This window comes from uncultured Sunxiuqinia sp. (assembly GCF_947495665.1).
GTDB lineage: Bacteria > Bacteroidota > Bacteroidia > Bacteroidales > Prolixibacteraceae > Sunxiuqinia > Sunxiuqinia rutila.
Genome location: NZ_CANLZV010000006.1, coordinates 186,302 through 210,368 on the forward strand (window position 1 = coordinate 186,302; position 24,067 = coordinate 210,368).

At 45.3% G+C, this 24,067-nt stretch carries 20 protein-coding genes; 11 read left to right on the plus strand and 9 right to left on the minus strand.

Annotated elements, in window-relative coordinates:
* The first annotated feature begins 15 nt into the window (after positions 1 to 15).
* On the plus strand, positions 16 to 1,350 hold the full coding sequence (locus tag Q1A18_RS09740) for a TolC family protein (RefSeq protein ID WP_299578975.1): 1,335 nt from the start codon (positions 16 to 18) through the stop codon (positions 1,348 to 1,350).
* Positions 1,351 to 1,446: 96 nt separating this feature from the next.
* Here Q1A18_RS09740 and Q1A18_RS09745 read toward each other — a convergent pair whose 3' ends face one another.
* Entirely contained in the window at positions 1,447 to 2,145 is a 699-nt protein-coding gene (locus tag Q1A18_RS09745; protein WP_299578976.1) for a MarR family winged helix-turn-helix transcriptional regulator, read from the minus strand.
* Positions 2,146 to 2,284: 139 nt separating this feature from the next.
* Here Q1A18_RS09745 and Q1A18_RS09750 point away from each other — a divergent pair, with 139 nt between their 5' ends.
* The 4 genes from Q1A18_RS09750 (at position 2,285) to Q1A18_RS09765 (ending at position 4,254) form a co-directional block, all read left to right on the plus strand.
* Positions 2,285 to 2,509: a hypothetical protein gene (locus Q1A18_RS09750; protein ID WP_299578977.1), complete on the plus strand. Its 225-nt coding sequence runs from the start codon at positions 2,285 to 2,287 to the stop codon at positions 2,507 to 2,509.
* A gap of 62 nt (positions 2,510 to 2,571) precedes the next feature.
* On the plus strand, positions 2,572 to 2,985 hold the full coding sequence (locus Q1A18_RS09755) for a GreA/GreB family elongation factor (protein WP_299578978.1): 414 nt from the start codon (positions 2,572 to 2,574) through the stop codon (positions 2,983 to 2,985).
* 170 nt (positions 2,986 to 3,155) lie between these two features.
* Positions 3,156 to 3,596, plus strand: a complete 441-nt coding sequence (locus Q1A18_RS09760; RefSeq protein WP_299578979.1) for a GreA/GreB family elongation factor — start codon at positions 3,156 to 3,158, stop codon at positions 3,594 to 3,596.
* Positions 3,597 to 3,951: 355 nt separating this feature from the next.
* Positions 3,952 to 4,254 carry a monooxygenase gene (locus Q1A18_RS09765; protein ID WP_299578980.1) on the plus strand — a complete coding sequence of 101 codons (303 nt, stop codon included), beginning with the start codon at positions 3,952 to 3,954 and terminating at the stop codon, positions 4,252 to 4,254.
* 61 nt (positions 4,255 to 4,315) lie between these two features.
* Here Q1A18_RS09765 and kbl read toward each other — a convergent pair whose 3' ends face one another.
* The 3 genes from kbl to Q1A18_RS09780 all read right to left on the minus strand — a co-directional run bounded on the left by kbl (position 4,316) and on the right by Q1A18_RS09780 (position 7,494).
* The gene (gene kbl, locus Q1A18_RS09770) at positions 4,316 to 5,503 is read right to left on the minus strand and encodes a glycine C-acetyltransferase (protein ID WP_299578981.1); all 1,188 of its coding nucleotides are present in this window, start codon (positions 5,501 to 5,503) and stop codon (positions 4,316 to 4,318) included.
* Between the two features lie 173 nt (positions 5,504 to 5,676).
* Positions 5,677 to 6,294 (minus strand): ribonuclease HII, encoded by a 618-nt coding sequence (locus Q1A18_RS09775; protein WP_299578982.1) that lies wholly within the window; start codon positions 6,292 to 6,294, stop codon positions 5,677 to 5,679.
* 72 nt (positions 6,295 to 6,366) lie between these two features.
* Complete coding sequence (locus tag Q1A18_RS09780) at positions 6,367 to 7,494, minus strand: glycosyltransferase family 1 protein (RefSeq protein WP_299578983.1); 1,128 nt, start codon at positions 7,492 to 7,494, stop codon at positions 6,367 to 6,369.
* Between the two features lie 199 nt (positions 7,495 to 7,693).
* Here Q1A18_RS09780 and Q1A18_RS09785 point away from each other — a divergent pair, with 199 nt between their 5' ends.
* From Q1A18_RS09785 to Q1A18_RS09795, 3 genes are all read left to right on the plus strand, one after another.
* Positions 7,694 to 9,142, plus strand: coding sequence for an oligosaccharide flippase family protein (locus Q1A18_RS09785; RefSeq protein WP_299578984.1), 1,449 nt, complete (start codon positions 7,694 to 7,696; stop codon positions 9,140 to 9,142).
* Entirely contained in the window at positions 9,139 to 9,804 is a 666-nt protein-coding gene (locus Q1A18_RS09790; protein ID WP_299578985.1) for a DUF3267 domain-containing protein, read from the plus strand. Before Q1A18_RS09785 ends, Q1A18_RS09790 begins: the two co-directional genes overlap by 4 nt.
* Positions 9,805 to 9,964: 160 nt before the next feature.
* On the plus strand, positions 9,965 to 12,184 hold the full coding sequence (locus Q1A18_RS09795) for an amino acid permease (RefSeq protein ID WP_299578986.1): 2,220 nt from the start codon (positions 9,965 to 9,967) through the stop codon (positions 12,182 to 12,184).
* Between the two features lie 386 nt (positions 12,185 to 12,570).
* Here Q1A18_RS09795 and Q1A18_RS09800 read toward each other — a convergent pair whose 3' ends face one another.
* The 5 genes from Q1A18_RS09800 to gltX form a co-directional block, all read right to left on the minus strand.
* Positions 12,571 to 13,806 carry an ABC transporter permease gene (locus Q1A18_RS09800; RefSeq protein WP_299578987.1) on the minus strand — a complete coding sequence of 412 codons (1,236 nt, stop codon included), beginning with the start codon at positions 13,804 to 13,806 and terminating at the stop codon, positions 12,571 to 12,573.
* A gap of 54 nt (positions 13,807 to 13,860) precedes the next feature.
* Entirely contained in the window at positions 13,861 to 15,060 is a 1,200-nt protein-coding gene (locus Q1A18_RS09805) for an ABC transporter permease (RefSeq protein ID WP_299578988.1), read from the minus strand.
* 3 nt (positions 15,061 to 15,063) lie between these two features.
* Positions 15,064 to 16,059: an efflux RND transporter periplasmic adaptor subunit gene (locus Q1A18_RS09810; protein WP_299578989.1), complete on the minus strand. Its 996-nt coding sequence runs from the start codon at positions 16,057 to 16,059 to the stop codon at positions 15,064 to 15,066.
* A 31-nt stretch (positions 16,060 to 16,090) separates the two neighbouring features.
* On the minus strand, positions 16,091 to 17,617 hold the full coding sequence (locus Q1A18_RS09815; protein ID WP_299578990.1) for a TolC family protein: 1,527 nt from the start codon (positions 17,615 to 17,617) through the stop codon (positions 16,091 to 16,093).
* A 216-nt stretch (positions 17,618 to 17,833) separates the two neighbouring features.
* Complete coding sequence (gene gltX / locus Q1A18_RS09820) at positions 17,834 to 19,360, minus strand: glutamate--tRNA ligase (protein WP_299578992.1); 1,527 nt, start codon at positions 19,358 to 19,360, stop codon at positions 17,834 to 17,836.
* Between the two features lie 385 nt (positions 19,361 to 19,745).
* On the opposite strand from gltX, the gene Q1A18_RS09825 reads away from it, so the two are divergent.
* From Q1A18_RS09825 to Q1A18_RS09835, 3 genes are all read left to right on the plus strand, one after another.
* Positions 19,746 to 21,896 (plus strand): S46 family peptidase, encoded by a 2,151-nt coding sequence (locus Q1A18_RS09825; RefSeq protein WP_299578994.1) that lies wholly within the window; start codon positions 19,746 to 19,748, stop codon positions 21,894 to 21,896.
* Between the two features lie 88 nt (positions 21,897 to 21,984).
* Entirely contained in the window at positions 21,985 to 22,464 is a 480-nt protein-coding gene (rnhA, locus tag Q1A18_RS09830; protein WP_299578996.1) for a ribonuclease HI, read from the plus strand.
* 117 nt (positions 22,465 to 22,581) lie between these two features.
* Entirely contained in the window at positions 22,582 to 23,820 is a 1,239-nt protein-coding gene (locus Q1A18_RS09835; RefSeq protein ID WP_299578998.1) for a glycosyltransferase N-terminal domain-containing protein, read from the plus strand.
* The last annotated feature ends 247 nt before the right edge of the window (positions 23,821 to 24,067 follow it).

Genomic DNA, 24,067 nt, shown 5'->3' on the forward strand with positions numbered 1-24,067 from the left:
ATAAAAAGAACAACTATGAAACATCTATTTCCGCTTGCGTTCTTAATGCTATTTGTATTCTCCGGAACAATCAATGCTCAGGAAACTTGGGACCTGCAAAAGTGCATTAACTATGCGCTCGAAAACAACATTCAAATTCAGCAGCAAAGCATCAATACCGACTATTACGGCAACGAACTGAAACAAGCCAAAAAAAACCTGTTGCCTTCGGTCAGCGGAGGCTTATCCAACAGCTTCAATTTTGGGCGGACGCTGCAATACGATAATACTTATGCCAACTACAACTCGAACCAAACCAATGGCAACCTAAGCGCCAACGTGACGCTATGGAATGGTTTTACGCTGCAAAACAGCATCGACAAAGCTAACCTTGATTTAAAGGCCAGCCTGGCCGACCTGCAAAAAGCCAAAGACGACATCATGCTTTTTATTGCCGCGTCATACCTCGAAATTTTATTTGCCGAAGAGTTGGTACAGGTTGCCGAAGATCAGATGGAGGTGACCAAGCTGCAGATTGAACGCACCCGTAAGCTGGTGGATGCCGGCAGCCTGGCCAAAGGCAGCCTTCTGGAAATAGAGGCACAGCTGGCCGGCGAAGAACTCAACCTGGTGAATCAGCAGAACAGCCTTCAACTGGCCTACTTAAATTTGTACCAGTTGCTGGAATTGCCCTCCACCGAGCAGTTTAAAATTGCAGAACCGGTGTTACCCGTTGTTAAAGCCAACGGAACTCTGCTCAACTCAATGCAGGTTTTTCGCAATGCCGTCAATATTCGCCCTGAAGTGAAAAGCGCCGAATACCGGTTGGGAAGTTCGAAAGAACAGGTGGCCATTGCCAAGGGCAGCTTGTACCCGTCTGTTTCGTTTGGCGCCGACTACTACAACTCGTACAATAACAAGTATGAAGATTTAGTTGGAGATAAGATTTCATTTAATGACCAGCTAAAAAATAACGAACGTTATGGCGTAGGGGTCAACATGCGCATTCCTATTTTTAGCAAAGGACAGGTTCGAACCCAAATTAAAAATGCCGAATTGCAGGTGTTGAACCAAGAGCTGGAATTGCAAAGCACCAAGAACGTGTTGCGCAAAGAAATTGAACAAGCCTACACCAATGCCCTGGCCGCCCTGAAGAAATACATGGCCAGCAACAAAGCGGTAGAATCCATGCAAGAAGCTTTCCGTTATACGGAAGAAAAATTCAATGTTGGCATGGTTAACTCAGTGGAGTACAACCAATCGAAAAACAACCTGGCCAAGGCGAAAAGCGACCTGGCACAAGCCAAATACGACTACATTTTCCGCACCAAGATTCTGGACTTCTACAATGGCGAGATCATTGAACTATAAACTAGTGATATTTACACATTTCAAAAATCCGACTTGCAGATACAAATCGGATTTTTTCTTTTCTGCCAACAGGTTCTTAGAACGATCAGACGACAGCTATTTCCGGTAGTGCTTGAGCGAATCCATCAGGTTCGAAATTTCTGCGAAGGGTTTATCGCCATGATTTTGATAAACCTCATCATGAAATACATCAATCTCCTCCAAAACAGGCAAGACTTTCTTCCACTTATTTTCGCTGATGGCCGCAAAAAACAAGGTGTTCTCATCCTTAATTCGCTTGATCGACTGTCTCAAAACCTGCTTACCTTTCTCTGTAAGCAACAACAATTTGGCCCGTTTATCTGACTCGTCCTGCTTTTCATCCAGCAAACCATTGTTCTTCAGTCGCCGGATCGTATCCATGCCGGTGGTGTATTCCAAATGATAAGTATTGATGAGATCCGTTTTTTTCGCTTTTTCCATCTGGTCAATAGACTGGAGAAATAAAAATTCGAGGCGGGTATTTATAATGAGGTCTTTCAGAGCCTTTCGGGTGTAAAATTCATGGTAGCGGGCCATGCGGGAAATAATTTCCAAAAAACGGGCTTTTTCATTCAACTCCAGCAAAAAAGAGGTTGAAGCCCCATCCTGGGGAATCTTTTTCTTCGATGCGACTTTTTGATTTAGCTCTGGTTCCTCTTCCAACCGACCAATCATCCAGCGCGAAAACCCAAGCAAATCCATGTGTTCCTCTCCCTGCTCATACTCTTCGAATAAATCAATCAGCTGCTTAAAAAGCGCGTATTTATTTTTCATCCACTAAAATTTGTGTGAAAATACAAAAATATTACTTACATTTACATCGGATGCGATGCTTTTGGGTCGTATCCGTTTTTTTATGCGCCCAATTGGTTGCCTCAAAAAGCAACCAAAATGATGGCATTGCAAAAGTAAAATGATTAGGAACCTGACATTACATAAGACTTCGTTTTGGGACGGGCATTACCCAATGCTCCGTACACAGGATTCTTATGGCCTGATGCCCCGTGATCTGCTGGAAGACAAACTCCATGCCCGGCAGCAGCACCGGCTGTCACTTGCCTCCATGCGGAGTCAGAAAGGTTCACTTCTTGAAGGCAGCTACCAATCAGACTTCAGCACTTCACGGTTGTTCAGGTAATCTTCCTAACAACCCCAATCAGACTATTTTTTTCGTTAAACAACAATTAATCTTTTATACCTATGGATAAACAAATTACAATCACGGAATTGGATTTTGCCCGTTTGAGCAAACTCACGCTTTCAGAAAAGAAACTTCAAGCGATCGAAGTCAGAAACTTACCCTTCTTAACCGAAGAAATTAACCGGGCGGCCAAAGTTGAATCCAAAGCCATCGCATCGGATTATGTTACTATGAATTCAAAGGTAGAGGTCCTTGACCCGGATACGAAGAGGGTCATGACTTTTCAACTGGTTTACCCCGAAGAGGCGAACCTGAAGAACGGTAAAATTAGCGTTCTGTCGCCCATGGGCAGCGCACTTTTAGGCTACAAAGCCGGAGATACAATTTCCTTTAATGTTCCGAAAGGAATTAAGAAAATGGAAATCAAAAGCATTTTATATCAACCAGAGTCTCAAGGCGAGTATACCGTATAAACGACGGTTTACTCTTTACAATATGTCTTGTTTTTATTAACCTTAAAAATTAAAATCATGGCAAAAGGTAATTTGAAAGAACCGAAAAAAAGTTTGAAAGAACGAAGGCTTGAAAAGAAGCTAAAAAAGGAGGACGAAAAAGTTGTTAAACGCAAAAAGAGATAGAGCCGATGCTGGTATCAATTGTTGACTTCAACAAAATCATGCCCCTCGTCAATTCAATCGAAAGCACCTATTCATCCCGTTCGGAAAGCATTCAGTTGGTCAAGAAGAAGCTCCTTTCAGCTCAAATTGTCCAACCTCATGAATTGCCTTCCAACATTGTTACGATGAACTCGGTTGTAACGCTGAGGCAGATTAACCCGATACTTACCTATAGCATCAAACTGGTCTATCCCACGTTTGATAATGTCAGAGAAAACAGGGTTTCGCTGTTCTCGGCATTAGGTGTTGCTATTTTCTTAGGGAAGATTGGAGAGGAACTGACTTACACAAACTGGAAAGGCGAACACCGGATACAAATCCTCGACATTCCCTTCCAGCCGGAAGCCAATGGTAATTACGTTTCTGCCAAGACCTATGAAACGAACAACTCACCCTTACTTTTTTAATACAAACTCATCTTCCCGGAGGTATGCTTAACCTCCGGGAAGTTGGCTATTGCTGGTTATCTTCAAATTCTCAAAGCAGTTTTCCAGTGCTAGAAACGCATCTAAATAGCCTTCTTCAAAAAGCCAACACAGGCAACCGCCACCCCCAACCGATACCAAAACTTCACAATTCCTTCCGAACACGTTAAAGCCGAAAAGTTTCATTTCAAAACAAAAAGCCTCAAGCACTGATCGCTAACTTCCATTTACGAAAATACGGAGAGTTGCATTAAACTTCATTGCAAGGTTTTTGTTCTCTTGTCGTTTCACGAACACTTAACAATCCTTCTTTTTAACAACGATAAAATGAATTATTATGGCAGTGATTATGTGTGTTGATTTTCCTCATAAAGAACTTTGGGGAGATGCAATGGCCAGTCAGATGACTGAACTTGCACAAAGTATCATGAAAGAACCCGGTTGTATTTGGAAAATATGGACAGAGAGCGAGAAAGATGAAATTGCCGGAGGTGTCTACCTGTTTGACACCAGGGAAAATGCCGAAAAGTACCTGGCAAAACACTCCGAAAGGCTTGCCCAGTGGGGCTATTCGAATATCCGTGGGCGTGTATTCGAGATCAATGAAAAGCTTTCGGCCATTGGAAAAGCTCCTCTTTAAAAACAAAAAGGGCTCCACACGTTTTCACCGGTGGAGCCCATCTATTGTAAAGAAGTTTTTCTTAAATCACTTTCAGCTCTTTTCCTACTTTGATAAAGGCCTCAACAGCCTGATCAATTTGTGCTTCGGTATGAGCAGCGGACAGTTGTACCCGGATGCGTGCCTTTCCTTTAGGCACAACTGGGTAAACAAAGCCAATCACGTAAATGCCTTCTTCCAGCAATTTATCGGCAAATTTTACAGCCAAAGGGGCATCGTACAACATCACTGGCACAATTGCTGTTTCGCCTTTCACCAGGTCAAAGCCGGCAGCTTCCATTTTACCACGGAAACGGTCAGCATTTTTCATCGTCCGGTTTTGCAGGTCCGAAGAAGCAGTCAGCATCTCCAGCACCTTCAAAGTCGCCCCAACGGTTGCTGGTGATAAGGTATTGGAGAACAAATAAGGACGCGAGCGCTGACGCAACATCTCAATAATTTCTTTACGGCCTGAAGTACAACCTCCGTTACCACCGCCAAGCGCTTTTCCGAAGGTTGTGGTAATAATATCGATCTTACCCAGCAAGCCAAAATGTTCGGCTGTACCCCGTCCGGTAGCACCAATGTAGCCTGAAGCATGTGAATCATCCACCATGACCAAGGCATCGTACTTCTCACACAATTCTACAATCTCGGGCAACTTGGCCAAATCTCCATCCATCGAGAATACGCCGTCAGTAACCACCACACGATATTTCGCCGACTGGCTGTCGATCAGGCATTGCTCCAGCTCTTCCATGTTAGAGTGCTTGTAGCGAAAGCGCTGGGCTTTACACAAGCGTACTCCGTCAATAATGGAAGCGTGGTTCAGTTCATCCGAAATAATGGCAGAATCAGGCCCCAGCAGCGGTTCAAACACACCACCGTTAGCGTCAAAAGCGGCACAATACAAAATGGTATCTTCCGTTCCTAAAAATTCAGATGTTTTTTGCTCCAGTTCCTTGTGAATGGCTTGTGTTCCGCAAATAAAACGAACCGAAGAAAGACCGAAGCCCCAGTCATTCATCACATCCTGAGCAGCTTTTACCACTTCCGGATGATTCGCCAGACCAAGGTAGTTGTTGGCACAAAAGTTCAACACTTGCTTGTCGGAACCAACCTCAATGCTTGAGCTTTGAGATGAAGTGATAATACGTTCGGTTTTATACAATCCCTGCTCTTTTAATTCTTCGAGAGATTGCTGTAAATCTTGTTTAATTTTCCCGTACATGTTTTGAGTATTTGAGTATTTGAGTATCAACTTGTTTCTAGTGACACTGGTTGCACGAACAAGCAGTGCCGGAATCCATCAGAAAATACAGTCCAAAGTAATTAAATAAGGCTAAAATAAAAAGTGATAAAAGGCAGGATACACGGCCATTTTCCACCATTTAAGCTCGCTGATTACAGTTCCAGCTTCAATTGTTCATCCAGCAGGCGAAAGCTCATCCGATGATAGGGCGTAGGCCCGTGCTGCTGAATAGCCTGACGATGCACTTTCGTGGGGTATCCTTTGTTCTTGCGCCATTGGTAAACCGGAAATGCTTCATCCAGCTCATTCATATAATCGTCGCGATAGGTTTTAGCCAATACCGATGCCGCCGCAATAGCTAAAAATTTGCCATCGCCCTTAACAATGCAGTCGTGTGAAATGCCGGAATATGGCTTAAAACGGTTACCATCAATCAAGAGGTGTTCGGGTTTCACTTTCAGCAGCTTCACCGCCCGGTGCATAGCCAAAAACGAAGCATTCAACACATTAATCTCATCCACTTCCTCGTTGCTAACGACCCCTACTCCATAGGCCAAAGCCTGCTCTTCAATAACAGGCCGAAGCTGGTAGCGTTGCTTTTCGGTCAATTTCTTGGAATCATTCAGTAAGTCGCACTGAAAGTCAGCCGGCAAAATTACAGCCGCAGCAAATACCGGCCCGGCCAGGCAACCACGCCCCGCCTCATCACAGCCAGCTTCCACCCGACCTTCTTTCAAAAACAATTCTAATTTTATTGGTGTCTTTTTCAAATCTCAATTTTTAAAATTTCGGGGCTTCCCCTTTAAATCCCGGTTTTCATCCCAATTCTAACGGCTCCTTACTCAGGACTTCAAACAAAGCCGAATACTTTCCCACAAACTTTCCGCCGTCTTGTCCCAGCTAAACAAAGCTTGTTGCTGTTGTCCTTTCGTCACCAGCTCCGCCCGCAAATCCGCATCATCAACCAGTAGGTGCATTGCCTCTGCCAACTGGCGAGGCTGAGCAGGATCGACATACAGCACAGCATCACCTCCTACCTCAGGCAGGGAGCTGGTGTTGGAGCAAATAACCGGAATTCCGGCACGCATCCCTTCCAGCACAGGAATACCAAACCCCTCAAAGTGAGGCACAAAAACCAATGCCAGTGCCGCCCCCAACACCTGATGCAAATCGTCAACCGACAGTCGCCCGGTGAAAATCACACCTTCCTGAAACTGCATGCTTCCGTAAACCTGAGTAAACCTTCTGGAGCTAAACATCAGTTGCCCGGCAATAACCAGCTTAACTTTGGACTTTCCGGACTTGCGAAAAGCTTCATAGGCCAACAATAGGCCATCCAGATTCTTACGCGAATGCAAGGACCCCACATACAAAAAGAAGGGTTCGCCAGCCGTAAAGCGCTGCCGCGTTTTCTGTTTCTCTTTTTCAGAAGTTGGGGCATACAGCGGGTTAACACCATTGTAAACCACATCAATCAAGTCAGAGGCAATTCCGTAAGTTTGCTGAAGGTCTTCCTTGGAATACCTGGAAACCGTGGCCAACCGTTTGGCACGCCGTGCAAATTTCGGAAAAAAATAATTGTAATAGCGTGCCATCAGCCAAGGTAAATCCTGCGGGCGATGCACAAAGTTCAAATCATGAATAACCGCCAGTTGCTTGACTCCCGTGCGCAACGACAAATAACCATCCGGCGACACAAACAGGTCGGCCTTGTATTTTTTCAGCACCCGGGGGATGCGACATTCAAACCAAAACCACCAAAGCAGGGGATGACGCGTAGGCGGCGAAACCACTACGGGAGTAACATTTTCAGAGAAAACAAACTCCTTGCTGTAGGGCCGGTCAAACAAAAAAAGAAACTGGTGCTCGGGATGATTCCGCGTAATCCGGGCCAGCGTTTCGAATATAAACCAGCCAATTCCTTCCAGTTTATCCTTTTGTAACAAGCGTGTGTTTACCGCAATGATCATTCTTCGTTGTTTATTTCCAGTGTTGCTCTGCTGATTTTATCTGGTCTGCCTGAATTTGGTTAACCAGCCTGAAGCCCGAGTCACTCACCAAAGGTTTTCCGCCGGCTCCCGGTGTTTTGAATAAGCTAAGCCAAATGTACAAAGTCTGCCTAAAATTTGATTATTTTTAAGCCAATTAATCCGCTAAAGAAAACGGCCGTTGAAACGCAAGTTTGTTACCAATTTAATTCTGCTGCTCTTTCTGAATCTTCTGATCAAGCCTTTCTGGATTTTCGGAATTGACCGAACCGTGCAGAATATGGTGGGTGCCGAAAGCTATGGCCTGTACTTTTCCTTGCTGAATTTTTCGCTGCTGCTGAATATCCTGCTCGACTTGGGAATTACCAATTTCAACAACCGGAACATTGCCCAAAACAGTCATTTGCTAAAAAAATCGCTTACCAATATTGTTGGGGTGAAATTTTTGCTGGCGGTGGTTTACGCCGTGGTCTGCTTGCTTACCGCTGCGCTCATTGGCTACAACAAGCTTCAGCTTCACTTGCTGCTGTTTCTGATTTTTAACCAGTTTTTGATTTCGTTTACCCTGTACCTGCGTTCCAATATCAGCGGCTTACACCTGTTTCGTACCGACAGCCTGCTTTCGGTGCTTGACCGAAGCCTGATGATCGTGTTTTGCAGCCTACTGTTGTTCACGCCCAGGCTGGCCGAAACTTTTTCAATCAGCTGGTTTGTTTATGCGCAAACCGCGGCCTATGTCCTCACAGCCATCATCACCTACCTGACGGTGTTGCATTACGCCGGCACCTTCCGGATGAGGCTGGACTGGCACAACATCCGCCTAACGCTGAAACAAAGCTTTCCTTATGCGCTGCTCATTTTACTGATGGCGTTTTACAACCGGATTGACTCGGTCCTGCTGGAGCGCCTGCTTCCCGGTTCGCTGGGAAAAGAACAGGCAGGCATTTACGCGCAGGCCTTCCGGCTGCTGGATGCCTTGGCCATGTTCGGGGCCTTGTTTGCCGGTTTGCTGCTCCCCATTTTCGCCCGAATGATTAAGCAAGGAGAAAACCCCTCGCCATTGGTACAATTTGCTTTCCGATTGCTCATTGTCCCAGCCATTCTGGTGGCTGTAGCCTCCATCTTTTACGCGCAGCCCATTATGAGCCTGCTCTATCACGAACACATTGAACTGTCGGCCCCTTTGCTGGGTATCCTGATGACCGGATTTACCGGGATTGCCACCACCTACATTTTCGGCACGCTGCTAACAGCCAACGGCAGCCTGAAACAACTAAACCAAATGGCTTTGGCAGGCGTGGTTTTAAACGTCAGCCTCAACCTGCTGCTCATACCGCAGCTTCAGGCTCTCGGGTCAGCTTATGCCAGCCTGACTACCCAGCTGCTAACAGCCATGGCGCAGGTAGTTATTGCCACCCGGTTGTTTCAGTTTAAGGTGGATTACCTGTTACTGCTGAAACTTCTGGGCTTTGTTTTGTTTTGTATTTTAGCGGCCAAAGCAAGCCTTTTCCTTAACGACCGGCTGCTGGGCTTTGCGCTGCTGCTGCTATCAGGCGTTGCCTATGCCTTTCTGAGCCGCTTAATTTCAATCAAGGCCTTTGTTGTCATTCTGAAAGATCAAACCAAATGAAACACCAATTCACCCCCAACGACTTAAAAGATCCGGAGCAATTCGAGCTGCTGGCCGAAATTGACCATCATCATATTAAGCAGTTCATTTTTGAACAGATTTCGCGCGAAAGGCACCTGATCCGGCTCTATTCGATCTACCAAATCAGCATGATTGCCCTGTATGTATTTCTTCTGGCCAAAGCCATCATCAACTACACGCACGGGCTAAGCCAACCGCTGGCCAAAATGGGGCTGGCCCTGCTTTTTGCATTCACGCTACTGATTGTGCTGCACGAACTGATTCATGCTGCTGCCTACCGCTTAAAGGGAACAGGGAGGGTACAATTTGGCGCCATCTGGAGCAAATTCATATTCTACGCCGGAGTGGACAAGGAAGTGATTGATTTCTCCACTTTCCGATTTGTGGCCCTTACTCCCTTTTGGCTTGTCAAAGGACTTAGTATCCTGGGGGTTCTGCTTTTTTGGTCCAGCGCCTGGGCGTACTTTTTCATTAGCCTCATGTGCATTCACTCGCTGTTTTGTGCCGGCGATATCGCCATGCTGGCCTTCTACAGGCTTCATCCTGACAAGGAAATTTATAACTACGACGACTTAAGCCAGCAGAAAACTTATTTCTATTCGCGTAAAAAACACATAATCAACACACCAAATAGTCAATGATCAGAAAAAAGGCATTCATTTTTTTTTGATCGAAGTACCTCAACACAATCCTCAATTTAATATCTTGCATGCTAAAATAAGAAACGGCAGGAAGACATAAAATTGGACGGCTAAACATCAAAACAAGCCTTGCTTTGTTATCGATTCAAACAACTAAATTATGACAGTTTCAAAAAAAGAATTCGGTACTGCTCCGGTGTTTTTCACAGCAATCTCTACCATTCTCGGAGCCATTCTATTTTTACGATTTGGCTATGGCGTGGGCACGCTTGGCTTTTGGGGGGTTGTTTTAATCGTCCTATTGGGACACTTGGTAACCATCCCCACAGCCTTGGCCATTTCTGAAATTGCCACCAACAAACGGGTGGAAGGCGGCGGCGAATACTTCATCATTTCCCGTTCGTTTGGCTTGAATATTGGCGCCACAGTGGGCATCGCCCTTTACCTGTCGCAAGCCATTAGTGTCGCCTTTTATGTCATCGCCTTTACCGAGTCTTTTGAGTTCCTGTTTAACTACCTGAAGGTAAATTACGATTTTACGCTTCCCCGGCAAGCCATCAGCCTTCCGGCTATGGCTGCGCTATCCTTTCTAATTTTGAAAAAAGGAGCCGCCATGGGGGTTAAAACACTGTATATCATTGTCGGCATCCTGGCCTTGGCCATAATCCTGTTTTTTGCCGGAACAACTGATTATTACGAGGCCAATACCTTTTCGATTTTCTCAGCCGAAATGCGGAACATGAATCAGTTTTTCATCGTGTTTGCCATTATCTTCCCGGCATTTACCGGTATGACTGCAGGAGTCGGGCTGTCGGGCGAACTGAAAAACCCATCCAAATCGATTCCGTTGGGAACCACGCTCGCCACTTTTTCCGGCATGATCATCTACTTGTTTATTGCCTGGAAACTGGCCTCTTCAGCCAATTCAACCGATTTGATTGAACAGCAATTAATCATGGGAGACATTGCCTTGGGCGGCAGCATTATTATCCCCATTGGGCTGGCGGCTTCCACCTTGTCATCGGCCATTGGTTCCATCATGGTGGCTCCCCGAACCTTGCAAGCCTTGGCCACCGACCGGTCTTTTCCGGGAATCAAGGTAAACGCCTTTTTAAGAATGAGCGACCGCAAGAAGGGCGAACCGATCAATGCTACCCTGGTAACCATTTTGATTGCTTTTGTTTTTGTGGCCCTCGGCAATGTGGATGTTGTTGCCGGTATTATCTCTATGTTTTTCATGGTCACTTACGGTTCCTTGTGTTTGATTTCATTCCTCAACCATTTTGGATCTTCACCGTCCTACCGTCCGTCGTTTAAGTCGCGCTGGTATTTCTCACTCATTGGCTTTGTGGTTGCCTTGTTTGTCATGTTCAAAATTGATGCGCTGTATGCCTTTATTTCCTTGCTGGCCATGACCATTATTTACCTCCTGATTAACCATTATCACCGGGACCGGAAAGGTTTGGAAATTATCTTTATCAATGCCATTTTTCAGCTCAACCGCAACTTACAGGTTTACCTGCAAAATGCCCGTAAGCGCACCTCTTATTCGGAATGGCGGCCCAGCTGCATTTGCATTTCCGACAAGACCTTTGAACGCAAAGAGGCCTTCCACCTGCTGAACTGGATTTCGTACAAGTATGGCTTTGGCACCTACATCCATCTCATTCATGGCTACTTTTCAAAAGCTTCGAACAAAGAAGCCAAGGCCACGCTGGATAAGCTGATCCTTCAATTTGGAAAAATTGAGAGTCAGGTGTATGTCGATACCATGATTTCGCCCTCGTATACCTCGGCCATTGCTCAGGCCGTGCAGCTTCCGGGAATTACCGGGTTGGACAACAACATGCTCATTTTTGATAACAACATCAACGATGAAGATGGCTTGAAACGAATTATTGAAAATTACGGACTGGTGAATGCCGGGAATTTTGATGTGCTGATTCTCCGGACCGGACTGGACCCGATTGATTCGGACAAGGACATTCATTTGTGGCTGAAACGAAGCGATGAGTTCAACGCCAACCTGATGATTCTGCTTAGCTTCATTATTTATGCGCACCCGGACTGGAAAAAGAGTGCCATCAAGATTTTTGACATTTCGAAACCAGGAGAGATCGAAAAAACCAAGGCCCATCTGCAGGATTTAATTATACGCGGACGCCTGCCCATTACGCTCAAAAACATTGAGTTTTTGGAAGAACAGGAGAACGTAAGCATCCAGGAGATGATCAACCAGCGCTCGGCCGATGCCGGGCTGGTTATTTTGGGTTTCCGGGGCGACCACCTCAAACACCAGGGCACACCGCTGTTCCAGGGTTTCACCAACATCGATTCGATGCTGTTTGTCAACAGTCATAATGAAAAGGTGATTGAATAGCGCCCAGAAGTAGCAACAGTTCCGGCATGAAGAGCTGCCGCAACCGAAACAGAGGCAGGAAATTTTCATTTCGCGCAGTGTAGAAATGAAAATCGGCAGCCAGCTTTTATTTCTCGCGCTGTAGAAATGAAAACTGATAGCTAACTTTTACGTCTCGTTGTGTAGCGATGAAAACTGACAGCCAGCTTTTACTTCTCGCATTGTAGAAATGAAAATCGGCAGCCAGCTTTTATTTCTCGTTGCGTAGAAATGAAAATCGGCAGCTAACTTTTACTTCTCGTTGCGTAGAGATGAAAACTGACAGCTAATTTTCGCTTCGCGCAGCGTAGAAATGAAAATTGACAGCTAACTTTCTTCTCCCGCAGCGTAGAAATAAGTAGTGTTCATTAAACTGTGTCAGTTGTATTTTTTGCGCTAGCTTCTAACTTCCGGTTACGCCTTGTTTCGACATACAAAGCCAAAGCGGCCGTTGCAAAGTAAAAACCAACCTGAATCAACAGCAAAAAGTATTCGTGCTGAACGCTGGACAACTCCACGCCAAGATTGCGTATTCGTAAGTAAGCCGGAACCATAATGGTTGATGGAAACACATGGGCCAGTTTGTACAGGAACGGAGGAATTGAAGCGGCCGGCCAGCTAATTCCACTCAAAAACAATACAATGGGCGACAGGAAAACCATCAGTAAAATGGATGATTCGCGCTTTTTGAAAAGCACCGAAAAAGTAATTCCCATAAAAATAACGGCAAGCAAAAACAGCACAGTCAACGCCATCACATGCAGGTAACTGCCGCGGTTCGGATAATCAAACCAATGATGCAGCAACACCATCGTAAACACGCAATTGATGCTGTAAATGGTCAGGTAGCTCAGGCCTTTTCCAAGCAGCAAGGGAAAAACACCTCCCCGCCTTAAAGCCACAGGTACTTGAAAACTATGCCGGTTCTTTTCTTTGCTGGTTCCTCCAATCATTCCAATTCCAATCAGCAAGGTTTGCTGCAGAATAATCAAAATCAAGCCGGGCATGACAAAGCTGCCATAGCCCGAAGAGGAGTTGAACCAAAAATGCAAATCAGCGGATAACGGATCGCGGGCAGCCATGGCCTGTTCGTAGGTTTTTCCTTCAGCCATCAAGCGCTTGATTTCAACACCGGCCGAAAAGGTACCCACCGACTTTACGGCAGCTCCAACCAGCTGTCGATAGATTAAGAAATAACTACCATCAGCATACACCGACACATCAGTTTGAACTCCCTCCAGCAAATCCTTTTCAAATCCAGAAGGGATCAGGACAATCCCGCCAACTTGGTCATCTTCATAAAAAAGTTCCTTGGCTTCTTGCATGCTGGTTGCTGAAAGACTGATATTCGCTTCTTCGGTGCCATCGATCATGCGCACCAGCTGGCGGCTCGAAGAACTACGATCCAAATCAATCACTACGGTATCAATCTCCCGCACAACTTCCATTTTGTAGGCATAGGCATAAATCAACGAATAAATGATAATTGCCCCCAACAAAATAAGCAGCGCTCCCTGGTCTTTCAGAATGGCTTTCATTTCATCCTGATAGAACTCTCCCGTCATGCGAATACCGGTCCTTATTTTTGTTACGATTGTTTTCATTTCTAAAAATTTAGAGCCCAAACTTCAGCCCCTAAAACACTTCGAATTTAAAGCCTATACTTTTCCCCAGAATTTTTCATTCTGAAGGATGCGCTTCAGCCGGGGAAACAAAGCCACGGACAACAGAACAAACAACGGAATGATTGCCAAATAGCGAACTCCCAAAACAGCTGCTTCTCCCCGTATCGCTTGAGAAATAAACAACTTCACCCAGTAGGTAAACGGGAAAAGCCAGGTAAACGCTTTCGCAATTACCGGCATGGCAAACTGAGGAAAGGTTAATCCTGAGAAAGTCAAAGCCATCATGGAATAAGCACTTCCCAAGGATAACGACAAGCGCAAATTGCTGGTTACTGCAACAAGCAGAATTCCCAAAAACTGATAAGCCAGAATCAGGAGTAACTCGCCCAATACGATCAGCATAAATTCGCCTCGTAACGGCGTTCCCATCTGCACAAACAGAATGACGTTCATCACCGTTGCAAGAACGCTAAACAGCAAGGTGTAAGGCAGCAGTTTTCCGGCTACCCCAACAATAATACTCCCTCCGGAATGCTCCAGCCATTCAGGTCCGGTACCATCCCGCACTTCTGTTCCAACCGCATAAACAGTGCTCAACAAAGTAAACACCACCACCATCAGCGGCAACAAAGCCGTCAACAAGAAATAGGCATAGTTTCCAAACGGATTAAACAGCACATGCTGATGCAGCCTCACGGGCTGTGCTTTCGCCAACGCCTGTTTCTCCGACAAGCCATGTTTCATGGCTACCTGAACTTTAATTCCTCCCGACATGGTTGCCAGGGTTTTATAAATTCCTTTTTGCAGGTAGCCTCCTTTCAGAATATTTGAATTATTGATAAAAACCGGAATTTGTTGCTGTACGCCCTTCAGAATATTCTTTTCCGTTTCCTCGGGAATGACCACAACGGCATCAACATGACCGGTCTCCATTCGCTGGTAAGCCTCCGCCAAATTAGGCAGGCGCATGGTAATTTCGGCTTCCGGAGCAGCATCAATCCACATGCCCATCTTCCGAGACAAGGCCGAGTTATCCTGATCGACCAGTGCTACCGACAAATTGCGGGGAACGCCTTCGTTGAAAATGGCCAACAGTAAGATGAAGGCAATCAGCGGCCCCAGCAAGGTGATAAACAAGTAGATAAAGGAACTGCTCATCCGGTCGATTTCCCGAAAGAGCACCCTAAAAAAAGGATTCCTGCGAAAAAAGCCCGTTTGCTCTTTCTGGTTCATACCTTACTGCTTCTTAAATTGTTTCCAGTTGATTAAAACACTCATCCCCGGACGCAGGCCATCCACTGCTTTTGTAGGTACGGCATGGATTTCGAATGATTTCATATCGAAACCACCCGATGCTTTGGTTGATGTCCAACTGGCAAAGTCGGCCAATGAACTGATGTAGTTAATTTTGAAGGTCATTTCCTGATCTCCAAGCGCCGGCACCGTTGCTTTGATCTCGCTTCCCAAACGAATATCAGCCATCAAATCTTCGCGAATGAAGAAAGTTGCCCAACTATCCGATAAATCGTGAATGGTCACTATCGGAAAACCAGTTGGCACAAGTTCACCTTCTTCCGAAATGATGTTTGAAATCTCCCCTTTTGCGGGAGCGCTAATTTGTGTTTCGCTCAAGTACGATTCCACCTCGGCAATGGCTCCTTCAGCTTGAGCGACCAAAGCCTCTGCAGCTTTTTTATCCTCATTGCGGGCCCCTTTGCGAGCTTTCTCCCAAATGGCTTTTGCTGCATTTGCTGTTTCACGGGAAGCTTCCATCTGGGTTTCAGCTTCATCTTTCTTCTGCTCAGGAACAACCCCGGCTTCAAACAAATTCGAAACCCGCTCAAACGTCTTTTCATATAAGCGAGCAGCAGCCTCTGCCTTCAAATAGGTGCTGTACGCCGCCTGAATATCTTCTTTTTGTGCACCGTGCTGTGCTTTCATACTTTGCGCTTCGGCAGCACTGCGGGCAGCAGTTGCCTGTTGAAGTTTAGCTTCAATCTCCGGACTCTTAATCGAGAATAAAAAGTCACCTTTTTGTACCTGCTGTCCTTTGCGAACGGCAATGGCATCGATTCGTCCCGGAATTTTTGAGGCAACCCGAAATTGAGTGGCTTCAATCTCACCTTGAATTTCCAAAGGAACAGGCCGTGTAATCAACCAAGTGGTATACAGGACAAAAATTAACAAAGCTGTAAAAAACAGGCCAATGATAAAATTTCTCGTCTTATTCATGTTTTCTTTTTTTCGTTTTTCAATTTAATTGCTAGTCAATAGATTGAGTAATGACCAAATCGCTGGTCAGGTAGTTATTGAACTGTGCTGGCACACCGCAAATTTGCATCAAGCCGGCCAAAGCAACATCGTACTGATACATCGCTTGCAACTGTTCAATTTTAAACTTGGCAACCAGCAAGCGGGCATCAACCACATCTGATGAAGTGGCCAAGCCTTCGTGAAAAGCCCGGTCTTTACTTTCCAAATAGGCTTCGGCAAACGTCAAGGATTTCTTCAGACTCTCGTGCTGCTCCAATTGCATACTCAACTGTTGATGTAATTTACGAATCACGGTCTCAATATCATCTTCGGCTTTCAGTCCAGCCTCTTCCACTTGGCTAACCCGATGTTTTGCAGCTTGTACTTTCCGGGTACGAGACACCCCGTCAAATAAGGTCCATTTCACCCCAACACCGACTAACCATTCGGGTACGTATGGCGATAAATCTTTGTTTGCAATATCGTACATTCCGGTCAAGGCAACCGTTGGCATGTAATCACTCTTTTCCAGTTTCACCCCGGTTTTGCTTAATTCCTTCTTCGAATCAACCTGTTTCAATAACGGGCTGTTTGTTTTCGCTAATTCAACAAACTGACTCTCTTCACCAACTTCGCTTAAAATAAACAAGCGATTAGCCGGAACAATTGATTCTGTAGGTTCCATGGCAAGCGTATTCTGAAGGGAGCGCTCAATGATTAGCGACTGGCGACGGGCTTTTTGAAGTTCACGCTCGGCATCGGCCTTAGCCACTTCGGCATGCAACTTTTCAACTTGAGCAATTTGCCCCTCTTCGGTTAATTTTTCGGCATCGTACAAATGCTTTTCCATGGCATCAAGCACCTGTTCCCGAACTTTTTCGGCTTCGCGCGACAGCACCAAACCGTAATAACGAGTTACCAATTCACTTAACAATTCAGCCTGCTTTTGTTCTTTCTGCAAACCTGCTTCTTCCTCATGAATGCGGGCTGCTTCATTGGCGGCATTAATCTTCCCGCCGGTAAACAAGGGCCAAACTACCGAGGCACTCAACGAAGCAAACTGCTTTTCCTGAATCATTTGATCCCATTCTGCTGCATTTACATGATCCAAGCCTTCCAATAATTTTGCCCGCATGGCTGCGGTACTCATATCATCGGGTAAAATCGGCATGAACTGATTGGTACCTGGGTCGGGGTTTGGAACTCCCGAGAAGTTTCCAAAGTTGCCCAAGGCAGAATAAAGTGGTGTAATTGCATCGCGCACAGGTGTTAAATCCAAATGCAATGGATCTGACATTTGAATCGCTGATCCTGTAAGACTAACTTTAGGTGCCCGCAAACCCTTAGCAGCTTTCAACTCTGCTGCTTTCTCGTTCACTTGGTATTCGGCCTGCTTCAAAACGTGGCTATTGCCCATCATCTGGTCATATACCTCCGAAAAAGTAAGCACTTTTACATTGGAAGTTTGAGCATATGACTTTAGCTGCACCAAACAGGCCATAAAAACAAAGCACCAAAAAACACGTGGTTTCATCATTTTCAATTGATTTTAATATGACTTGTTTTCCTGTTTAATTATTTTCTTCTACAAAGAGAATAAATATTTTCGACTTTAAGACGTTTTTAGTCTAACCATACAATTATTTAATCTTTAAATAAAGGTACGCTGTTTTCCAGACTCATGCATAAAAAAAAACCCGGGCTTTTCAACCCGGGTTTCAGTAACTATATAGCTAGCGTTAACTGCTTTAATCTATCCAATCTGCGCCACCGCTTTTTGAATCCGACTGATGGTTTCTTCTTTACCGATCACTTCGCAAATATCAAACAGATCGGCTCCTGCACTCGTTCCAACCAAAGCCAGACGGATTGGCACCATCACAACACCAAATCCCCAACCTTTGTCATTCATAAATGCTGAAAAGGCTTCTTTGATGGCAGCAGCTTCCCAGCTTTCGACCGAATTGAAGACAGTCACAATTTCCTGCATTTTTTCAGGCGTATCTTCTTTCCACTTTTTCTTCACTGTTTTCTCGTCATAGCTTTCAGGTGCAACGAAAAAGTAATTGGCCTGCTCCCACAAATCGGCAACAAATTCGCAGCGCTCCTTAACCATGCCAACAACTTTCACCAGTAACTCATCGCTTACAGCAATGCCTTTCTCTGCCAATACCGGCTTAAAAGCTTCAGCTAACTCCGCGTCATCTTTTTGCTGAAAGTAGTGGCGATTAAACCATTTGGCTTTCTCCGGATCAAACCGTGCTCCGGCCTTAACCACACGCTCCAGGCTAAAGGCTTCAATCAATTCTTCCATGCTGAAAAATTCCTGCTCTGTTCCGGCATTCCAGCCCAGCAGCGCCAACAGGTTTACAAACGCTTCGGGGAAATAACCATCTTCCCGATAGCCGCGTGAGATATCGCCCGTTTTAGGATCTTTCCAAAACAAGGGGAATACCGGAAAGCCCATTTTATCGCCATCGCGTTTACTCAATTTTCCTTTTCCGGTCGGTTTCAAAATCAATGGCAAATGCGCAAACTGAGGGCGTGTTTCGGCCCAGCCCAAGGCTTCGTACAGCAGAATGTGCAAAGGCATCGATGGCAACCACTCTTCCCCACGAATGACATGTGTGATTTGCATCAGATGGTCATCCACCACATTGGCCAGGTGGTAAGTCGGCATTCCATCGGCTTTAAAAAGCACTTTATCATCCAACTGGTTGGTATTAAATTTCACCTCACCACGAATCAGGTCCGTTTCAACCACATCCGTGTTTTCCGGCATTTTAAACCGGATGATAGCCGGTTCTCCGGCACTCAACTTTTGCTGAACCTCTTCAGCCGATAAGGTCAATGAATTCTTCAGGCCGTTGCGGGTATGCAAATCATACGAGAAAACCTCTTTATTCGCCTCAGCCTTCGTGCGCAGCTCATCCAGTTCTTGCGGCGTATCAAAAGCATAATAAGCATGACCGCTCTCGATTAACTGTAGAGCATACTTCCGGTAAATCTCTTTACGCTCACTTTGGCGGTAAGGGCCAAAATCTCCTCCAATTCCGGGGCCTTCAACAGGCTTGAGGCCACACCAATTCAAGGCTTCAATAATGTATTCTTCAGCGCCCGGCACATAGCGGGTTTGGTCGGTATCTTCAATACGAAGCAAAAAATCGCCACCAAATTTCTTCGCAAACAAGTAATTAAACAAGGCTGTTCGGACACCGCCCATGTGCAGTGGGCCGGTAGGACTTGGGGCAAATCGTACCCTGACTTTTCTGATATTCATGTGTTTGGTATTTCTATGATAATCTATTCTGATTTTCAAAAGCAAATCGCGTTGTATTTTCAACGAATAATTTCAAAATGAACGCCAAAATTACAGAATAACAACAAGCTTTCGGAAAAATTCTTTGCAAATATAGGGAAAATTAAAGCCAGCGAGAGTCTTCTGATAATCTGCTGCTTCCATCGTCGGATTTCCCATTTACCAATCAAGTTCTATTTCTAAAACAAGGGATAAAATCTTCGTAGTTGTAATGGAAAACCAGTTAGAGCCACCAATAGAGCATAAAACTGCAAAAAACTCTAAGCCGTTGAATCTGATTTGGCGCATCGGCGGAGTTCAATATCTTTGCATTTTTTCTGATTATAATTTATTTAAACAATATCGAATGAAGAGGATTTTTGTTGTATTGGCTGGCCTTTGCCTGCTTATTCAAAGCCCAGCCATCGCAGATGAGGGAATGTGGCTGCCTTCGCTGATTCATAAACTGAATATCGGCGAGATGCAAGAAATGGGAATGGAATTATCGGCTGAAGAAATTTATTCCATCAATAATTCAAGCTTGAAAGACGCTATTGTAGCGCTGGATCGTGGTTCATGCACCGGTGAATTAATTTCATCCGAAGGACTAATTCTAACCAACCACCACTGTGGATTCGATGAAATTCAGACACACAGCTCGGTCGATCATGATTATTTGCAAGATGGATTTTGGGCTAAAACCAAAGCCGAAGAACTGCCTAATCCGGGAAAAACCGTTTCTTTTTTGGTGCGGGTTGAAGATGTAACTGACCAGGTGACTGCCGATGTAACAGAGGAGATGTCTTTTGCTGAGCGCAATGGTGCCATTCAGCGAAAATCATTTGAAATTCAAAAAGAAGCCACCGAAGATACACACTATGACGCCCGTGTTCAATCCTTGTTTGAAGGAAACCGCTATTACCTTTTTGTGTACGAAACATTCCGCGATGTTCGTCTGGTAGGTGCTCCTCCAAAATCAATCGGAAAATTTGGTGGCGACACCGACAACTGGATGTGGCCACGCCACACCGGCGACTTTGCCTTGTTCCGCGTTTACTGTGGACCCGATGGCAAGCCTGCCAACTACTCGGAAGACAACATCCCATTTCAACCCCGTCATCATTTGCCCATCTCTTTGAAAGGCTATGAAAAAGGTGACTTTGCGATGGTGATGGGATATCCCGGAAGCACCAACCGTTATAAATCATCATTCGGCATCAACTACACGATGACTGAGACCAATGAGGCACGAATCAATGCACGGGCCAAGAAACTTGAGATCCTGAAACTTTACATGGGTTCCAGTCAAAAAGCGCGTATTCAATATGCATCGAAACATGCCCGCAGCTCCAACTACTACAAATACAGTATTGGCCAAAACAAGGGGTTGAATGCCTTGCAAGTTATTGAGAAAAAGAAAAACATTGAAGAAGAGTTTACCAACTGGGTCAATGCCTCCGAAGAACGCCAGGCAAAATATGGTCAGGCTTTGGAGCTGATTGAGTCAGCCTACGAAAACACCAACGACGAGTCGGCCTACGAATACCTGGTTGAAACCATGGTACGCGGCCCCGAAGTATTTTACTTCAGCTACGGAGCCAAAGGCCTGTACGAGGCACTAAAGCAAGGTAACCAGGAACGAATTGCCTCGAACGCAGAGCAACTGAGAGCCGAGTTGGATGAGTATTTTAAAGATTACAATGCCGGAACCGACGCCAAGGTGGCTGCTGCCTTAATGGAAGTATACCATGAAAATGTCATTCCGGGTTACTATCCTTCTTTCTTCAAGGAAGTAAAAAACAAATACAAAGGTGATTTCAATGCTTACGCGGAAAAGATGTTTGAGAAGACGGTCTTTGCCGACAAAGCCACTCTGGAAGACTTCCTGAATAATCCGAAGTTGAAGACCCTGGAAAAAGATCAGGCTTTCCAAAGTGCCTTAGCCGTGTTTGACCTGATGTCGGTACTGGGATCAAAAATGAGTGAAACCAAAGCAGACCTGCTTACTGGCCGCCGACTGTTTGTTGCCGGAATGATGGAAATGTACAAAGACAAAACATTTTATCCGGATGCCAACTCAACCATGCGTTTGACCTACGGAACTGTAGGCGATTACATCCCACGCGATGGTGTTCAGTACAGCTACTTCACCACCTTAAAAGGCTACATTGAAAAAGAAGTACCGGGTGATGATGAGTTTGATGTTCCTGCAAAACTGAAGGAACTATACTTTGCCAAAGACTACGGACAATATGCCGATAAAGACGGAACGCTGCACACTTGCTTTACCACAAACAACGACATTACCGGAGGAAACTCGGGAAGCCCTGTGATCAACGGCGATGGCGAGTTGATTGGTGTTGCGTTTGATGGGAACTGGGAAGCCATGAGTGGAGACATTGCTTTTGAACCAGAGCTTCAAAAATGCATCAATGTTGACATTCGTTTCGTATTGTGGACCATCGATAAATTTGCCGGTGCCACCAACCTGATCAATGAGATGACCATTGTGAAATAAAAAAAATACAACGAAAACCAGAAAGAGGGTGCCCTTCACACGAGGTCACCCTCTTTCTATTTGTATATTTGTCCCAAACAATTGAATCATGACAAATTCGCCCCGCGTAACCATATACACGGACGGTGCTGCAAGAGGGAACCCGGGCCCCGGAGGCTATGGTGCTGTTTTGCTGGCCGGCCAACACCGCAAAGAACTATCGGAAGGCTTTGAACTAACCACCAATAACCGCATGGAACTCCTGGCCGTTATTGTTGCGCTTGAAGCATTAAAGTTTTCCAACTGCCAGGTTACCATTTATTCCGATTCGAAGTATGTGGTAGATGCTGTTGAGAAGAAATGGGTCTGGGGCTGGGTCAAAAAAAGATTCAAAGGCAAAAAGAACGCTGATTTGTGGACTCGCTTTCTCAAGGTTTATTCGTTGCACCAGGTTCGTTTCATTTGGGTGAAGGGACATGCTAATATTCCCGAGAATGAACGGTGCGATCAGCTGGCTGTAGAGGCATCCATGGCTCCTAACTTAAAAAAGGATGAAGGTTATCTGAAAGCCCGTCTGGAGGAAGAGTAAGCCCAACACCCCAACTTTATTGCCAACAACAAACAGATACACAAAAGAACAACCGCCTGGTTGGCGGATATCTCATTTTAGAATTACTTTTACACCCGAATTGTTCAACCAGCATTTATGAGCCTCATTTATCAATTAGGTATTTTTTTCTATGCGCTTGCGGCACGTGTTGCGGCACTTTTTAATGAAAAAGCCCGCTTCTTTGTCAACGGACAAAAGGCCGCGTTTCCCTATCTCAAACAACAACTTAACCACAGCCGTCCACTGCTTTGGGTGCACTGCGCCTCGCTTGGCGAGTTCGAGCAAGGACGTCCTTTAATTGAACAAATCAAGAAAGAACATCCCGGCTACCAGGTGCTGCTCACCTTTTTTTCACCCAGTGGTTACGAAATCCGGAAGAACTATGACCAGGCAGACTATGTTTGCTACCTTCCTTTGGACACGGCTTCCAATGCCCGAAAGTTTATTGAGTTGACCAAGCCCGAAAAAGTGTTCTTCATCAAATATGAGTTTTGGTACAATTACATCAACCAACTCCATAAAAACAACATTCCCTTGTTCTTGGTATCTGCCATTTTCCGGCAAGAGCAACTGTTTTTTAAATCAGGAGTTCGGGCCAAATGGTACCGGCAGGTACTTCAAAAAGTCACACACTTTTTTGTCCAAACTGAAAACTCCGCACAACTGCTGGCTTCAATTGGCATAAATGACTATACCGTAACCGGAGACACCCGCTTTGACCGGGTTGCTGAAATTGCCGCCAACAGCAAGCAACTTCCGCTGATTGAGCAATTCAAAAACGGACAGAAACTTATTGTTGCGGGCAGCAGCTGGGCGCCTGATGAAGAGTTGTTAATTGACTTCCTGAAACAGGACCAAACAACCAAAATCATTTTTGCTCCCCACGAAGTCAAGGAAAGCAACATCAAGCGCTTGCTGGATCAACTTCCTGCAGGAGCTATCCGTTACTCCCAGGCTGAGGGAAAAAACCTGGAACAGGCCCAAGTGCTCGTGGTTGACACCATCGGAATTTTGTCCAGCATCTATCATTACGCCACGGTGGCATACATTGGGGGTGGTTTTGGCGTAGGCATTCACAACACGCTTGAAGCTGCCATTTATAATATACCAGTTATTTTTGGCCCCAACTACCTCAAGTTTCAGGAAGCAGTCAACCTGCAAAAAGTTGGCGCAGCCTTTCCGATTACAAATTCCGAAGAATTGACCGAGATTTTGAGCCAGCTGCTAAAAGAGGACGAAAAACGATTGGAAGTTGCACAACGATGTCGCGAATTCATGCTGCTAAACCTCGGAGCTACGCAACAGGTTTTGGAAAAAGTTTTTAACAGCAACTAACAATTCAGCCCCCGGATAAGCTTCCAATAAGCCTGCTTATTTGGCTTCTATGTGTGTATGGCTTGTTAGCATTTTCCTCTTTGTTAAGAAACAAATATTTTCCTTTTGGGAAACTTTTTCAAGTTATCAAATCCGATAACAACTAACAATCAATAAATTAACACTTTTTAGTTGATAACTTTAAAGACATCTGAGCAAAATAGTGTTCCGTCTTTTTCTTTTGGGTGGTATATTGCATCTATCAAGA

What these genes read in the sequence shown, in the direction of transcription:
- Q1A18_RS09815 (WP_299578990.1), bottom strand. Translation starts at nt 17,617, where the DNA reads ATGATGAAACCACGTGTTTTTTGGTGCTTTGTTTTTATGGCCTGTTTG.
- Q1A18_RS09825 (WP_299578994.1), top strand. Translation starts at nt 19,746, where the DNA reads ATGAAGAGGATTTTTGTTGTATTGGCTGGCCTTTGCCTGCTTATTCAA.
- gltX (WP_299578992.1), bottom strand. Translation starts at nt 19,360, where the DNA reads ATGAATATCAGAAAAGTCAGGGTACGATTTGCCCCAAGTCCTACCGGC.
- Q1A18_RS09745 (WP_299578976.1), bottom strand. Translation starts at nt 2,145, where the DNA reads ATGAAAAATAAATACGCGCTTTTTAAGCAGCTGATTGATTTATTCGAA.
- Q1A18_RS09805 (WP_299578988.1), bottom strand. Translation starts at nt 15,060, where the DNA reads ATGAACCAGAAAGAGCAAACGGGCTTTTTTCGCAGGAATCCTTTTTTT.
- Q1A18_RS09790 (WP_299578985.1), top strand. Translation starts at nt 9,139, where the DNA reads ATGAAACACCAATTCACCCCCAACGACTTAAAAGATCCGGAGCAATTC.
- rnhA (WP_299578996.1), top strand. Translation starts at nt 21,985, where the DNA reads ATGACAAATTCGCCCCGCGTAACCATATACACGGACGGTGCTGCAAGA.
- Q1A18_RS09750 (WP_299578977.1), top strand. Translation starts at nt 2,285, where the DNA reads ATGATTAGGAACCTGACATTACATAAGACTTCGTTTTGGGACGGGCAT.
- kbl (WP_299578981.1), bottom strand. Translation starts at nt 5,503, where the DNA reads ATGTACGGGAAAATTAAACAAGATTTACAGCAATCTCTCGAAGAATTA.
- Q1A18_RS09835 (WP_299578998.1), top strand. Translation starts at nt 22,582, where the DNA reads ATGAGCCTCATTTATCAATTAGGTATTTTTTTCTATGCGCTTGCGGCA.
- Q1A18_RS09740 (WP_299578975.1), top strand. Translation starts at nt 16, where the DNA reads ATGAAACATCTATTTCCGCTTGCGTTCTTAATGCTATTTGTATTCTCC.
- Q1A18_RS09780 (WP_299578983.1), bottom strand. Translation starts at nt 7,494, where the DNA reads ATGATCATTGCGGTAAACACACGCTTGTTACAAAAGGATAAACTGGAA.
- Q1A18_RS09765 (WP_299578980.1), top strand. Translation starts at nt 3,952, where the DNA reads ATGGCAGTGATTATGTGTGTTGATTTTCCTCATAAAGAACTTTGGGGA.
- Q1A18_RS09800 (WP_299578987.1), bottom strand. Translation starts at nt 13,806, where the DNA reads ATGAAAACAATCGTAACAAAAATAAGGACCGGTATTCGCATGACGGGA.
- Q1A18_RS09760 (WP_299578979.1), top strand. Translation starts at nt 3,156, where the DNA reads ATGCTGGTATCAATTGTTGACTTCAACAAAATCATGCCCCTCGTCAAT.
- Q1A18_RS09810 (WP_299578989.1), bottom strand. Translation starts at nt 16,059, where the DNA reads ATGAATAAGACGAGAAATTTTATCATTGGCCTGTTTTTTACAGCTTTG.
- Q1A18_RS09795 (WP_299578986.1), top strand. Translation starts at nt 9,965, where the DNA reads ATGACAGTTTCAAAAAAAGAATTCGGTACTGCTCCGGTGTTTTTCACA.
- Q1A18_RS09755 (WP_299578978.1), top strand. Translation starts at nt 2,572, where the DNA reads ATGGATAAACAAATTACAATCACGGAATTGGATTTTGCCCGTTTGAGC.